The following is a 14,534-nucleotide window of genomic DNA, read 5'->3' as shown; positions in this document are numbered from 1 at the left end:
CTTGAATACTACTGCATTTGCACTATTTTTAATTATTGTCCTTGGTACGCTCGTCATAACCTATTTTGCATCGAAAAAAACGAAAAATGCGAGTGAATTTTATACGGCTGGAGGGGGATTAACTGGTTGGCAAAATGGTCTGGCCATTGCTGGAGATTACATGTCTGCTGCTTCATTTCTCGGTATAGCTGGAGCAATCGCATTAACTGGGTTTGATGGATTCTTTTATAGTATCGGTTTTTTAGTTGCTTATCTAGTTGTACTATATCTTGTTGCAGAACCGCTTAGAAATTTAGGAAAGTACACTTTGGCGGATATGATTGCAGCACGCTTTGATGCGAAAAAAGTTCGCGGAGTTGCAGCTCTTAATACGATGACGATTTCTATCTTTTATATGATTGCACAATTAGTTGGCGCGGGTGCACTTATTAAATTATTATTAGGGATTGAATATACGACATCTGTATTAATCGTTGGAACACTTATGACGGTGTATGTTATTTTTGGAGGTATGACAGCAACGAGCTGGGTACAAATCGTAAAGGCTGTATTACTTATGGCTGGTACGTTTATTATTTCTGTTATCGTTTTCGCAAAATTCAACTTCAGCGTGACTGAAATGTTCGCTCAAATGAAAACAGCTACACCTTTAAAAGATTCATTTTTAAATCCAGGTGTAAAGTATAAGGATGGTCTTGATACACTTTCTTTAAATTTAGGACTAGTACTTGGTACAGCTGGATTACCACATATACTTGTCCGCTTTTTTACAGTACGTGATGCAAAAACTGCACGTCAATCTGTCGTATATGCGACGTGGTTAATTGGTGCATTTTATATTATGACGATTTTCTTAGGATTTGGTGCGGCAGCGTTTGTAGGAAATGAAGCGATTATTAAAGCGAACCCAGCTGGTAATATGGCGGCACCTTTATTAGCCAAAGCGTTAGGTGGAGACTTCTTATTTGCTTTCGTATCAGCAATTGCTTTTGCAACCATTTTGGCTGTAGTGGCAGGTCTTGTATTAACAGCAGCATCAGCATTCGCTCATGATTTTTATAATGAAATCATTCGTAAAGGAAAATCAACGGAAAAAGAGCAAGTATCCATGGCTCGTTATGCATCTATTGGAGTAGCGATACTATCTATCATACTTGCATTATTTGCCCAAACATTAAACGTAGCATTTTTAGTATCATTAGCATTTGCAGTTGCAGCGAGTGCAAATCTACCAGTAATTTTATTTACAATATATTGGAAGCGTTTTAATACAACGGGTGCTATTTCGGGTATGATTGTAGGTCTCGTATCAGCAATTGTTCTCGTAGCGTTGAGTCCGAATGTTTGGAACCCTGTAGCTGGAAAAGCTATTTTTGTTGGGGAAGCGTTATTCCCATATACGACACCAGGAATTATTTCAATTCCACTCGGATTTCTTGCAGCATATTTAGGAACGGTTTTATCTAGTAAGAAAGAAGATGAAGCGAAATTTGATGAAATTCTAGTGAAATCTAATACTGGTCATGGCATTAGCGATGCGTCTTCACATTAAATAAAAGAGGAGCTTTTCGATAGATAAGAAAAGCTCTTTTTTCTTTTGTCATTTTCTTGTAAATATTACTGATTTGTAAGTAGGATTTGTCTTAATTTTGTGGAATGAAAATAGCAGGGAGAAATTTAAGTCATCATGGCACCAGCGCAGCTTTTGTGAAAAATAAGTTGTTATGGAAGGTGGAAGTAATGATGAAAACGAAGCAAACTGATGAATTATTAGCAAAAGATGAGCAATATGTTTGGCACGGAATGCGTCCCTTTAGTCCAAATAGTACAATGGTAGGGGCAAAAGCTGAAGGGTGCTGGGTTGAAGATATACAAGGAAAAAGATATTTAGATGGTATGAGTGGCCTTTGGTGTGTGAATAGTGGATATGGAAGAAAAGAGCTCGCAGAAGCGGCTTATAAGCAATTACAAACATTATCATACTTTCCAATGTCACAATCCCATGAGCCAGCTATAAAGCTTGCTGAAAAGTTAAATGAGTGGCTTGGGGGAGAGTATGTTATTTTCTTCTCAAATAGTGGTTCAGAAGCGAACGAAACAGCTTTTAAAATAGCAAGACAATACTATGCTCAAAAAGGTGAACCACATCGTTATAAATTTATGTCACGTTACCGTGGGTATCACGGGAATACAATGGCGACAATGGCAGCGACGGGACAAGCGCAGCGTAGATATCAATATGAGCCGTTTGCTTCAGGTTTTTTACATGTAACACCACCGGATTGTTACCGTATGCCTGAAATTGAAGGGCAGCATATTTATGATGTAGAATGTGTGAAAGAAGTCGATCGTGTTATGACGTGGGAATTAAGTGAAACAATTGCTGCGTTTATTATGGAACCTATTATTACAGGCGGGGGCATATTAATGCCACCACAAGACTATATGAAAGCTGTTCATGAGACGTGTCAAAAACACGGTGCCTTGCTTATTAGTGATGAAGTGATTTGCGGTTTTGGACGTACAGGAAAAGCATTCGGATTTATGAATTATGATGTGAAGCCAGATATTATTACAATGGCAAAAGGTATTACGAGCGCATATTTACCATTATCTGCAACAGCTGTGAAAAAAGAAATATATGAGGCTTTTAAAGGTAAAGGAGAATATGAATTTTTCCGCCACATTAATACATTTGGTGGAAATCCAGCAGCTTGTGCATTAGCACTTAAAAATTTAGAGATTATGGAAAATGAAAATTTAATTGAGCGATCTGCACAAATGGGTTCCCTTTTATTAGAGCAACTAAAAGATGAAATTGGGGAACATCCACTTGTTGGGAATATTAGAGGAAAAGGTCTATTAGTTGGGATTGAATTAGTAAATGATAAAGAGACGAAAGAGCCAATTGATAATGATAAAATAGCAAGTGTTGTAAATGCTTGTAAAGAAAAGGGCTTAATTATAGGACGAAACGGTATGACAACAGCAGGATATAATAACGTTTTAACATTAGCGCCGCCTCTTGTTATTTCAAGTGAAGAGATTGCTTTCGTTGTTGGAACGTTGAAGACAGCGATGGAGCGTATTTAATAAATAGAGAGAGGAGCGAGCTGTAATATAAGGCTCGCTCTTGTTTAGTAGGAGGGGACTTTTAATGGAGAAATATGATCCTAACAAACATTATCACATCGGATATTATGAAGACGGATATGATTTAGAAGTGACGGCGTACAAAAGAATAAATGAACCAGTTTGGGATGCTTATATTCCGCACTATGAGGCAGACGATTTTTATAAGAAAGTGGAGGAAATGAAATTGGGTGAATATATAGATGATTATGGTATTAAGGTGTATTCATTTAGTAATGATATTAATGATGATGAAGCACGAATTATTTTTGAAAAATGGTTAAAAAAGAACGGGATTGTTTAAAGATAAAACAAAAAGGAGATTGCTATCTTATAAAATAGCAATCTCCTTTTATTATAGTAAATTTATTTACTTGCTTTCATTGCTTTATCTTTTGCACCAAAAGTGTATTTTAACATTGGTGGTGTAATCATTGTAGTTAAAATAACGACAATAACAATTGCTGTAAAGTAATCTTGTGCCAATAGACCTGAAGAAAGTCCTGTTCCTGCGATGATAAGTGCAACTTCACCACGAGAAACCATTCCAGCACCGATAATTGCAGAAGACTTAGCGTCAAATCCAGTCATTCGTGCACCGAATCCACAGCCGATTAATTTCGTTAATACAGCGATAACAGTTAATGCTAAGATGAACCAAATTTGATTGCCGATACCGTCAAATGTAATATTCATACCGATACTAACGAAGAATACTGGAACGAACATAGCGTAAGCAATTGGTTCTACTTTCTTTTCTACTTCATGTTTGTAGTTTGTTTGAGAAATTGCAATACCAGCAGCGAAAGCACCGATAATACCAGCAATTCCTAATAATTCGCCGAAATATGCGAATGAGAAACAGATGATAAGAGCCGCGCTCACGATAGACTCAGATACGCGCAGTGGTGATAACCAGCGCATAATCGCAGGAACACCTTTCCATCCGATTAAAATAATAGAAGCGAAGAATACTACTTTCTTCAAGATAACCATTGTTAAGTTAACATCATCAGTACCTAAGAAGCTCATTGCAAATGCTAATAAAATAACAACAAGAATGTCATCAAATACAGCGGCTCCAAGCATCGTCGTACTTTCACGTGTTTTCATTTTACCTAAATCACGAAGTGTTTGTACGGAAATACTAACACTTGTCGCACATAGAAGTAATCCTAAGAATACAGCGTTTCCTTGTTCCATTCCCATAACAAGGCCGGAAACGTAACCACCTACGAATGGAAGAATGATACCTCCGAGTGCAACTGCTAAAGAAGAATTACGATTTGCGTTTAATTCTTCTAAGTCTGTTTCAAGTCCAGCCATAAACATTAAGAGAATAACCCCGACATTACTTAATTGAGTTAGAAGCTCTGAATTTTCAATCCAACCTAATACAGCTGGACCGATAACGATACCGACAATTAATTTACCTAGTACAGAAGGTTGACCTAATCTAACACTAAGATCACCAGCAAGCTTTGTACTTAATAAAATAAGTGCAATTTGAAAGAAAAATTCGAATTCCATCTGATCCTCTCCTCGTCATTTTTAATTTTATCATACGATTTCTCGGAATTTGCCTAATGAAAATATGTAAAACCCATTAAACAAAAGGGTCTTATTACAAGTTCTTTTGAACTCGTAATTTGAACCTGTAATTAATATATAATAGATTTTATAAAAAATCAATGAAAAAATGGGAGCTTTTTGAGGAAGAAGCTGTCTTATTGGGATATAGGTGTAAGAGTAGTGTGTGAATTTTATATGTATAAAATAGTATGAAGTCCTTTTCCATTACAAATAATAAATTCTACATACTATTTCACGAACTATAACTGTGAAAGGGAGGATTTATAATTTGAAGGCATTAAAAAATAACTTGTCTATTGTTGCTTTAGGTGGAGTAAATGAAATAGGAAAAAATATGTATGCTATCCAATATGAAAATGATATTGTCGTCATTGATTGTGGATCTAAATTTCCAGATGAAAGTTTATTAGGGATTGATTTAATAATTCCAGACGTCACATATTTGCAAGAAAATAAAGAAAAAATTCGCGGTTTAATAGTAACGCACGGGCATGAGGACCATATTGGCGGAATACCATATTTTTTAAAACAACTAAATGTACCAATCTATGCAACAAAGTTAACGTTAGGTTTAATTGAAATTAAATTAAAGGAACACAATCTTCAAAATGATACGGAATTAATCGTTATTCATTCAGAATCAGAAATTGATTGTGGTTCTATTAAGGCAACTTTTTTTAAAACGAACCACAGTATTCCGGATTGTCTCGGTATTGTTTTTCATACACCAGAAGGTACTGTAGTACATACAGGTGATTTTAAATTTGATTTAACACCAGTAAATAATCAACATCCTGATATTCATAAAATGGCTAAAATAGGAAGTGAAGGTGTACTAGCTTTATTATCTGAAAGCACAAATGCAGAACGTCCAGGTTTTACTCCATCAGAAAGGTCAGTAGGAGAACGGATAGAGGAAATATTTATGAAAGCAAATAGAAAAGTAATTATTTCTACGTTTGCTTCTAATGTGAATCGTGTTCAGCAAATAGTTGAAGCATGTATAAAAACAAATCGAAAACTAGCTTTGCTAGGGAGAAGTATGGTAAATGTAGTAGAGGTTGCTCTAGAGAAAGGTTATTTACATATTCCAGAAGGTATGTTGATTGAAGCAAATGAGGTAAATCGTTTAGATCCAAAGCAGGTTGCAATACTTTGTACAGGAAGTCAAGGAGAACCAATGGCAGCTTTAGCGCGTTTAGCTAGTGGAAACTATAGACAAGTGGATATTTTACCAGAAGATACGGTTATTATAGCCGCGACCCCTATCCCAGGAAATGAACGTAACGTTTCTCGAATTATCGATAATTTATTTGCATTAGGAGCAAAGGTGATTTACGGATCAGGTAGTTCTACTGGAGTGCATGTATCCGGTCATGCATATCAAGAAGAGTTGAAGTTAATGCTTACATTAATGAAGCCAAAATATTTTATTCCAATTCATGGAGAGTTTAGAATGCTACATCACCATAGTTTGTTAGCAGAATCAATTGGTATTGAAAAGGAAAATATCTTTATTGTACGTAATGGAGATGTTGTAGATATAAGTAATGAAGTGGCAATTCAATCTAGAAGAATACAGGCAGGAAATATATATGTAGATGGATTAGGAATTGGAGATGTTGGAAATGCATTATTACGTGATCGTAAACAACTTTCAGAAGATGGAATGCTCGTTATAGTTATTACTTTTAATAAAGTGGATGGAGAAATAATTTCAGGTCCAGATATTATTTCTCGTGGATTTGTCTATGTCCGTGATTCAGAAGAATTTCTAAGAGAATTAAATAAATTAGCTGTTATTACGATTAATAATTTAAAGAAAGAGAATGTGAATAGCTGGGGTATTTTGAAAAGGGAGGTAAGAGAGGCATTAGGGAAGTATATATATACAAATACAAAACGAAAGCCGATGATTCTTCCTATAATAATAGAGGTTTAATAGTAAAAAAGAATTCTCGTATGGGAATTCTTTTTTGTTTTGAAGAGAAAATGAACATATAATGAAATAAATAGAAATGGAAGGAAATAAAAGATGTTATTAAATAAACGTTTTACAATTGGAGAAATGGCGAAAATGCATAATATCGCAGAATCTACATTAAGGTATTATGATGAAAAAGGAATTTTTCATCCGTCCATTGTGGATCCTCAAACGAATTATCGTTATTATACAATCGATCAATTTTCACTGTTAGATACGATTAAATTTTTACGCCAGTTAAATATTCCGTTAAAGGAAATTAAGAAATATATTGATGAAAGAAATCCAGCATACGCACTCAATTTACTGGAAAAACAACAAGAGATGATGCTGAAGAAACAAAGAGAAATTGAGTATGCTTTGGCGAAAATGGAGCATAGAATTCATTTAATTAAGAAAGCAACAAAAGCAAAAGCTGAACAAATGGTAATTAAAGAGATTCCGCAGCGAAAAATTACAGCAATTGCGGTTGCTCCAAATACGACGGATGATATGTTTGAGTACTACATCCATTCGTTACAAAAAAATATGAGGCAAATGGATGATAGTTTATTTTCTGGAGATATTGGTGTAACTGTTGCGAAAAAAGGATTAATGCAAAATGAGTTTCAAGCATATAGCAGTGTATTTATTCTTTTGGATTATATGCCGTATGAAGTGCATACTTCAGATGAAATTAAAGAAGGTTTATATGCTTGCTCTTATCATCATGGACCGTATGAAGAAACAGATGCAACGTACAAGGAGTTACTTACATACATTGATAAAGAAGGTTACGAAGTACATGGAGATTCGATTGAGATTGGATTGATTGATTGGTCTGTAACAGAAAATCCAGAGGAGCAAGTAACAGAAATTCAAATTCCTGTAGTGAAAAAATAAGATGAAAACCTTTGAATTGATTACAAATTTACATTCATTAGTATAAGTCAGTTACCTGTTTTTTTAATTCTCTCTTGACCTTCAAGTTACTTGAAGGTTTAAACTAAGAAAAGAGAGTTGAAAAAAAGGAGCATATTAGAGTATGGAAGCAACAGAAAAATTAAGAGAAAAACCGATAAAAAGCTTATTTATTTCTTATTTAATACCAGCCGTTCTTGGAATGGTATTAATGTCAGTGAATATTGTAATTGACGCGGTCATGATTAGTAGAGGAGTTGGGGCGAACGGTTTAGCAGGAGTGAACGTGGCTATTCCAGCATTTTCGATTTTCTTCTCTATTTCATTATGGATCGGAATGGGCGGGGCAACGTTATACTCCATTGCATTAGGCGAAAATAAACGAGAAAGAGCAAGGTCTATTTTTACTCAATCCATGACGGTAGCAGTTGTTATCGTAGGGATTTTAGCAGCGATTTGCTTATGGAGAATAGAAGATTTAGCATACTTATTTGGTGCAAATGAAGTGATTCTACCATATGCGTTAGACTATTTACACGTATTATTAACATTTGGAATGATATACGTTTTAGAAAATATTTTAAGTACATTCATACGAAATGATGGAAATCCTAATTTAGCAATGGCTGGTCTTGTTGTAACAGCTGTATTAAATATAGTGTTTGACTATATCTTTATTTTTATCTTTGGATGGGGCGTAACAGGTGCTGCTTCAGCGACTATTCTTTCGGCAGCGATTGGTTTCCTTGTATTATTAACTCATTTCTTTAGAAAAAGTAGTATTTTAAAGTGGACGAAATTCCATTTTGAATGGGATACTGTCAAACAAATTATGGTGATTGGTTTCCCAAGTTTTACAGCAGAAAGTACGGTTGCAATCGTAACGATTGGTTTTAATATCGCATTCGTCCAATATGCAGGAGAAGTAGGAGTAGCTTCCTATGCGATGGTGAATAGTATTCATGCAATGACATTACTATTATTCTTTGGTGTTGGAGCAGCATTACAGCCAATTGCTAGTTTCCATTATGGGGCAAATTTATCAGAGAGACTTCGTGAAGGATTGAAGTTTGCTGTGAAAATTGCAGTTGTCCTCGGAGGCATTGCGATAATTGTCGGATTATTCTTCGGGAAATATATCATTGGTTTATTTGATGTTCAATCTCCAGAATTATTGGAGTTAACCTTAACAGGTATTAGCTTATTCTTTATCCAATACGTATTTTTAGGTTATAACATTGTGTATGGAGAGTATTTCCAATCAGTGCGACAAACGAAGAAATCAGTACTTATTATAATGAGCCGAGGATTACTATTTATTATTCCATTGTTATGGATTATGCCGAAATTATTTGGTATAAATGGAATTTGGCTCGTTATGCCAGTTGCTGAAGTAATGACAGCAATTATCGTATTTACGATGAATCGCATGAAACATCCTGTTCCATTAAATATGGCAGGAGAGAAAGAAGCGATATGATGAAGAAAATCCCCTTAAGTAATTAAGGGGATTTTTTATTCCTTTAAACTAATCGCAAAAGATCCATCTGTTTCTTGAACAGAAGCAAAGGCAACGTTTTTAATATTTGTAATTCCTTTTTCTTTTAATTCTTTATATAACCATTTTTCATCTTTATGTATTAACTTTAAGTTATCGTATTGAATTTGTGAATCGACGATAAGTGCAATTGGTAATCCAGCATACTTAACTTCTATGTTTAAATCTTTTGGAGTTAATGGTACAAGTTCTCTTTTTGGTAAAATACTAATAGCGCCGTTCGCTTCTAAAATAGCGTATTCAATTTCATGAACACTTGGATATCCTGCAACGCGAAGATTAGAAAGTAGTTCTGCAATGGGGTATCTACTTTTTTGTAAGTTCTCAAAAATAATATCACCATGTTTAATTAAAATGATAGGGTGTCCAAGAATAAAACGATTTAGTTTGTTGAATAGGCTTAATTTTGTAAGAAGTAAATGTAAACATGTGATAACAACCATACCGAGAAATGCTTGTAAAGCACCAGAGACGGGTATGGCCTGGAAAGCTAAATAAGATAAAAAGATTATAGCCCCAAAATCATGAGGAGTTAGTTGTGCTAACGCGGATTTACCGAGTAACTTAAGCGATAGTAAAAATAAGATAAAAAAGAACGACACGTTACATAAAAAGAGAAGCAATAGAGACACTCCTTCGTGTAAAGTTGTACTTACTATTCCCGAAAGTAATATAAATATTACCTTTCAGAGGATAAATTAGGGTTTATTGGAATCTGTCTGTATACAAACAAATAAATGGATATTATCATGAAGGAAGTAAAAGAAAATAGGAGTATATGAATATGAGAAAGAAGAAAATAATGAAGGGCATTTTAGTTGTTATAATGATTTGCGCCGTGTATGCGGGGTTTTTACAATATCACATTTATAAGCATGGGCATATGAATGCAACCTACGATGCTGATTACATAATTGTACTAGGATCGAAAGTAAATGGGACGAAACCATCTTATTCATTGCAATATCGTATTGATAAAGCAGCTGAATATTTAAAATCACATGAGAAAACAATCGCTATCGTATCTGGAGGACAAGGAAAAGGTGAAGACATTTCAGAAGCATTAGCAATGAAACAAGGACTAATAAAACAAAATATCGCAGAAAATCGCATTATAATGGAGGACAAATCTACGAGTACAGATGAGAATATTACATTCTCAAAACCGTTAATTCCAGCCGATATGAAAAAAGGTATGATTGTAACAAACGATTTTCACATGTTTAGAGCGAAAAAAATAGCGGCAAAACAAGGTTTACAATTAGAAGGTCTTCCGGCAAAAACACCGAAACCAATCATCGTTCCATCGAATGTACGAGAATATTTAGCAATCACACAGTATTGGTTTATGAATCGAATATAGTGAAAGTGATCCCGGCTGAAACTTCAGGCGGGATTTAGTTTGAGGAAAATCTTACAAATATGTCACGTTCGTGAAAGGTAAAGCGATAGTTTCTAGAATGATTTCCTGACATAATGAAGGTAACAAAAACTATTTAGAGGTGAATCGGATGAAAGGAAATAATATTTTATCTTCGTTATGTTACTTTAGTATCTTTTTTGCACCATTTTTACTACCAATTATCGTGTACTTTGTTGCAGAAGATGAAGTGAAGTATCACGCGAAAAAAGCATTTTGGTCACATGTTTTCCCATACGCAATCTTATTTGGAGGACTAGCAGTATCAGGTATGTACGGTTTAGGTTTCAATCAATCTGACGGTGCTGGAATTGGAATGGCTATCACATATGCAGTGTTCATTCTTGTAGGAATTTACTACTTCATTTGGAATATCGTAAAAGGTATTAAAGTTTTGAAAACGGCGTAATATGATAAGTATAATTTCATTTACCGTATTGATAAACGTTTTAAAAAAGAGCAGTTCAAAAAAAGAATTGCTCTTTTTGTGCTTATAAGTTGTGAAAATTGAAAAAGATATGTTAATTTTTCATTATGAAGAGAAAAAAGGAGTGATTTTCATGAATGAGATCATACATAAGATGGAGCAACATGTTTCAGTTCGTAAATATAAAGAAGAATCAATTCCGAAAGATGTAGTAGAAAAGATGGTGCACGCTGCGCAACATGCAGCTTCATCACATTTTGTACAGGCGTATTCTGTTATATATGTAACAGATCAGGAATTAAAGGCTAAACTAGCAGAGCTATCCGGAAATCGTCATGTGAAGGACTGTGCAGCATTTTTTGTTTGTTGTGCAGATTTAAAACGACTTGAAATTGCATGTGAAAAACATAGTACAGAGATAAAGCATGAGGGAGTAGAAGACTTTATCGTTGCGACGGTAGATGCTTCACTTTTTGCGCAAAACTTAGCACTAGCAGCAGAATCGTTAGGATACGGTATTTGTTATATTGGTGGTATTCGTAATAATCCGAGAGAAGTGAGTGAACTGCTTCATTTACCTGATAAAGTATATCCTGTATTCGGAATGACAGTCGGCGTACCAGATGAAGATCATGGAGTGAAACCACGTTTACCGGTAGCAGCAGTTCTTCATGAAAATGGATATGATGAACAAAAATATGATGAATTACTAAACGAATATGATGAAACGATGAACGCGTATTATAAAGAAAGATCATCAAACAAGAAAAACGTAACATGGACGGAATCAATGAGTTCGTTTATGTCTAAAGAAAAAAGAATGCATATGAAAGAGTTCTTAAGTGAAAAAGGATTAAATAAGAAGTGAGTAAAGAGGCAAACCTGTGATGTAGGTTTGTCTTTTTGGGAAGGAGAAATACCTAAGGCCAGAAAGTTGTTTATTCTTTCTGAACTTAGGTATTTTGTTTGTTATCATATACATAGAAATAAAAATTAATAATTTTTTACAAAAGTGATAGAAAATGAGAATGAAATGCCAATAGTAAGTAAAAGCGGCATAATAGCCGCTTTTTATCGTTTTATTTAGTATTTGATTTGAAATGTTTATCTTATGAAAGAAAGATTATTGCTAATTGTAAACTGTCAATAAAGTTATTTAAGTTTTGATATGGAATACCCTGCCGGAAAATACAGCAATAATTTTGTTTGAACATATCTGTTATGGCACAATCTAAAGCATCTTCTATAACAAGTTCAAACTTTCAATAAGAAGATAACCCCCTGTACAACTTAAAAGAATGTACGTAAATATTTTAAAAATCCGTTGATTAAGCCATTTAAAAATAATTTGACCTATAAACAAACCTAAAAATACAATTGGAATGGCATAAAAACTTGATTCCCAAATGGTTTTGTTTGTGCCAGTAAAGAGTATTTGAGTTACTAGGCTAATGAAATATATAAACAAATAAAAAGCTAATGTAGTTGCTCTTAACTTCTCTTTTTCAGTATCAGTTCCTGTAAAATAAAGTAACAGGGGTGGACCGGGCATACCGATACTTGTCGTTAAAAGACCAGATAATCCACCAACTATGAAATCTCTAGATTGTGTTGATCTAACCTTAACGTTGCATATTAGCAATAATGTTAATAGTAAGAGTAGGATGCTAACTGCTAATTTAAAAGTGTTTATGTTAACGGAAATGAAAATTAAAATGCCAAAAGGAACACCAACTATACTTCCAAAAATAAACCTTTTCAGTAGAACAAAATCAACGTCCATTCTTATTTTCCAAATGAGTGAAATGGAAATAATTAAAGATAAAATAATGTTTATTTGTATAGCTTCTTGTGGTAGAAATAACATAAGTAAGAAGGGGGTTGCCATTATGGAAAAGCCAAAACCTGTACTTGCTTGCAGAATAGAAGCCACTAATATAATACATACGAAAATGAATGTGATACCCAAAACAGCCCTCCTATTTAATCAAGTTTAACTAGTTAAAGTCTATTATTTAAGTGCAATATTTCACAAACTCATTTGTATTTTAACATAAATATCTAGTTTTTTCTCAAATAGTATTGCCATATAAGGCTCTTTAACTAAAAAATCCGACTTACATTTTGAAACAATTTTATTATGGGGAAACAAATAATGAATGGGATCAAAATTTATTGATTATCATTAAATTATTCACTGAGATCCCCGCGATAAAACAAGAACAGCCATATAAAACTTACAAAAATACAGCATGTAGCTAATAAACTGCCAATCATTTGAGGAGAAAGAATTTCTAACAGCCCTCCTGTAAAAAACATCGATAACTGAATAAGAGATCCGTAAATAGAATAATGGAATGAAAAAACTTTACCTATCATATTTTCGTGTGTGTAAGTTTGAAGTAATGTCGTATCAAGTGGAATGATGATTCCTCCTGCTATACGCATACAGAATAAAGTAATGATACCGATAATAAGTTGATCAGATAGAATGAATCCGAGAAAGAAAATTCCTTGTAATAAGTAGGCCCAACCGAATACTTTTTTCATTTTTTCTTTATTATGGGATATATAAAGATTAACGAGAAGGCTTCCTATCATAAGCCCAGCCCCTTGAACCGTATATAAAATCCCAATGTTCGTATGGAAAATTTTTTCGGCATAGATCGTTAGAAGTAGTTGATAAGCGCCTCCAATAATGCCCCATGAAATGCCGACAAGAATTAATGTTAAAATGATTTTTGTTTGTAATATGTATGTATAACCATCTTTTATATCAGTGAAAAATGTTTCTTATTCCATAGTAAACAATATGTTGTTAGTTGAAATCGCAAATAAGAGGGATATAAATTCATACGAAAGTATGAAAAAAACAGCTCAAATATGAGCTGTTTTTCTATAGTTTTTCGTTCATTTGTCAAGGATAGGATATATTAATATCCGTATCCGCCGCCACCCCAACAGCTACATCCGATGATGATTAGAAGGATGAATAGTACGATAAGCAAAGCAAATCCACCGCCGAAACCAGCGCAACTTCCACCATAACTCATATGTTTTCCTCCTTTTTAGTAAGTTAATCTATATGGTTCATGGACTACTATATACAGTATGTTTTTTGTATAGAAAACGAGCCAGTCTCATTTATAATTAGACAAATGCCTGTAGATTCATTAGGATTGCATGTTAGTGATTTGTAAATAAACCTTTACGTAATTCATAATTTAGGCATAAAAAATAAAAAATTGTAAAAAAAACCATTTTCTTATTTTTTTATGAGAGAATATGTACTATAATTTTACAAGTAATATTATGGGAAAAGGGAGTTTTAGTATAGAGATGGAGATGGGACAATTAAAAAATAAAATAGAAAACAAAAAGAAAGAGTTAATTCAACTTGTTGCGAGACACGGATTGGATCATGATAAAGTTTTGTTATTTAGTCGTGATTTAGATATACTTATTAATAAGTTTATGAACATAAAAGACAAAGTGCATAAATAAAAAATTTATAGTTTTT

General features: G+C 33.8%; 14 protein-coding genes and 1 pseudogene. 10 read left to right on the top strand and 5 right to left on the bottom strand.

Translation table 11 applies throughout. The features are described 5' to 3' along the window. Position 1 precedes the first annotated feature (1 nt). The 3 genes from ACTFSL_RS01140 (at position 2) to ACTFSL_RS01130 (ending at position 3,436) form a co-directional block, all read left to right on the top strand. Positions 2 to 1,552: a solute symporter family protein gene (locus ACTFSL_RS01140; protein ID WP_001098240.1), complete on the top strand. Its 1,551-nt coding sequence runs from the start codon at positions 2 to 4 to the stop codon at positions 1,550 to 1,552. Between the two features lie 191 nt (positions 1,553 to 1,743). Further along, positions 1,744 to 3,093, top strand: coding sequence for an aspartate aminotransferase family protein (locus tag ACTFSL_RS01135; RefSeq protein WP_000850962.1), 1,350 nt, complete (start codon positions 1,744 to 1,746; stop codon positions 3,091 to 3,093). A gap of 64 nt (positions 3,094 to 3,157) precedes the next feature. Continuing rightward, positions 3,158 to 3,436 carry a DUF3986 family protein gene (locus tag ACTFSL_RS01130; RefSeq protein WP_119683167.1) on the top strand — a complete coding sequence of 93 codons (279 nt, stop codon included), beginning with the start codon at positions 3,158 to 3,160 and terminating at the stop codon, positions 3,434 to 3,436. Between the two features lie 62 nt (positions 3,437 to 3,498). Here the strand turns inward: ACTFSL_RS01130 and ACTFSL_RS01125 are convergent, their stop codons facing one another. Continuing rightward, a complete protein-coding gene (locus ACTFSL_RS01125) occupies positions 3,499 to 4,662 on the bottom strand; it encodes a cation:proton antiporter (protein WP_000393901.1) in 1,164 nt (387 codons plus the stop codon). Between the two features lie 331 nt (positions 4,663 to 4,993). Here ACTFSL_RS01125 and ACTFSL_RS01120 point away from each other — a divergent pair, with 331 nt between their 5' ends. From ACTFSL_RS01120 to ACTFSL_RS01110, 3 genes are all read left to right on the top strand, one after another. Further along, positions 4,994 to 6,667 (top strand): ribonuclease J, encoded by a 1,674-nt coding sequence (locus ACTFSL_RS01120; protein ID WP_000645618.1) that lies wholly within the window; start codon positions 4,994 to 4,996, stop codon positions 6,665 to 6,667. Between the two features lie 93 nt (positions 6,668 to 6,760). Further along, positions 6,761 to 7,591: a MerR family transcriptional regulator gene (locus ACTFSL_RS01115; protein WP_000925935.1), complete on the top strand. Its 831-nt coding sequence runs from the start codon at positions 6,761 to 6,763 to the stop codon at positions 7,589 to 7,591. Between the two features lie 142 nt (positions 7,592 to 7,733). Continuing rightward, positions 7,734 to 9,089, top strand: a complete 1,356-nt coding sequence (locus tag ACTFSL_RS01110; protein ID WP_000388389.1) for an MATE family efflux transporter — start codon at positions 7,734 to 7,736, stop codon at positions 9,087 to 9,089. 35 nt (positions 9,090 to 9,124) lie between these two features. Here ACTFSL_RS01110 and ACTFSL_RS01105 read toward each other — a convergent pair whose 3' ends face one another. Further along, a complete protein-coding gene (locus tag ACTFSL_RS01105) occupies positions 9,125 to 9,790 on the bottom strand; it encodes a DUF421 domain-containing protein (protein ID WP_000923924.1) in 666 nt (221 codons plus the stop codon). A gap of 161 nt (positions 9,791 to 9,951) precedes the next feature. On the opposite strand from ACTFSL_RS01105, the gene ACTFSL_RS01100 reads away from it, so the two are divergent. The 3 genes from ACTFSL_RS01100 to nfsA all read left to right on the top strand — a co-directional run bounded on the left by ACTFSL_RS01100 (position 9,952) and on the right by nfsA (position 11,882). Next, the gene (locus tag ACTFSL_RS01100) at positions 9,952 to 10,530 is read left to right on the top strand and encodes a YdcF family protein (RefSeq protein ID WP_119683168.1); all 579 of its coding nucleotides are present in this window, start codon (positions 9,952 to 9,954) and stop codon (positions 10,528 to 10,530) included. Between the two features lie 148 nt (positions 10,531 to 10,678). Beyond that, positions 10,679 to 10,996, top strand: coding sequence for a DUF4870 domain-containing protein (locus ACTFSL_RS01095; protein ID WP_000678055.1), 318 nt, complete (start codon positions 10,679 to 10,681; stop codon positions 10,994 to 10,996). A 151-nt stretch (positions 10,997 to 11,147) separates the two neighbouring features. Beyond that, positions 11,148 to 11,882: an oxygen-insensitive NADPH nitroreductase gene (gene nfsA, locus ACTFSL_RS01090; RefSeq protein WP_088322029.1), complete on the top strand. Its 735-nt coding sequence runs from the start codon at positions 11,148 to 11,150 to the stop codon at positions 11,880 to 11,882. Positions 11,883 to 12,257: 375 nt separating this feature from the next. Here the strand turns inward: nfsA and ACTFSL_RS01085 are convergent, their stop codons facing one another. From ACTFSL_RS01085 to ACTFSL_RS01075, 3 genes and pseudogenes are all read right to left on the bottom strand, one after another. Then, positions 12,258 to 12,983 carry a sulfite exporter TauE/SafE family protein gene (locus ACTFSL_RS01085; RefSeq protein ID WP_046392533.1) on the bottom strand — a complete coding sequence of 242 codons (726 nt, stop codon included), beginning with the start codon at positions 12,981 to 12,983 and terminating at the stop codon, positions 12,258 to 12,260. Positions 12,984 to 13,204: 221 nt separating this feature from the next. Beyond that, positions 13,205 to 13,807 (bottom strand): annotated as a pseudogene (locus ACTFSL_RS01080) (MFS transporter); the annotation flags it as partial. 140 nt (positions 13,808 to 13,947) lie between these two features. After that, complete coding sequence (locus tag ACTFSL_RS01075) at positions 13,948 to 14,067, bottom strand: YjcZ family sporulation protein (RefSeq protein ID WP_000120179.1); 120 nt, start codon at positions 14,065 to 14,067, stop codon at positions 13,948 to 13,950. 232 nt (positions 14,068 to 14,299) lie between these two features. Here ACTFSL_RS01075 and ACTFSL_RS01070 point away from each other — a divergent pair, with 232 nt between their 5' ends. Further along, positions 14,300 to 14,518, top strand: a complete 219-nt coding sequence (locus ACTFSL_RS01070; protein WP_000291688.1) for an aspartyl-phosphate phosphatase Spo0E family protein — start codon at positions 14,300 to 14,302, stop codon at positions 14,516 to 14,518. Positions 14,519 to 14,534: the final 16 nt, after the last annotated feature.

Source organism: Bacillus cereus group sp. MYBK108-1, from assembly GCF_051917185.1.
Lineage (GTDB): Bacteria > Bacillota > Bacilli > Bacillales > Bacillaceae_G > Bacillus_A > Bacillus_A cereus.
Note: the sequence above shows the minus strand (reverse complement) of the source record. Positions and strands in the feature narration are given on the sequence as shown.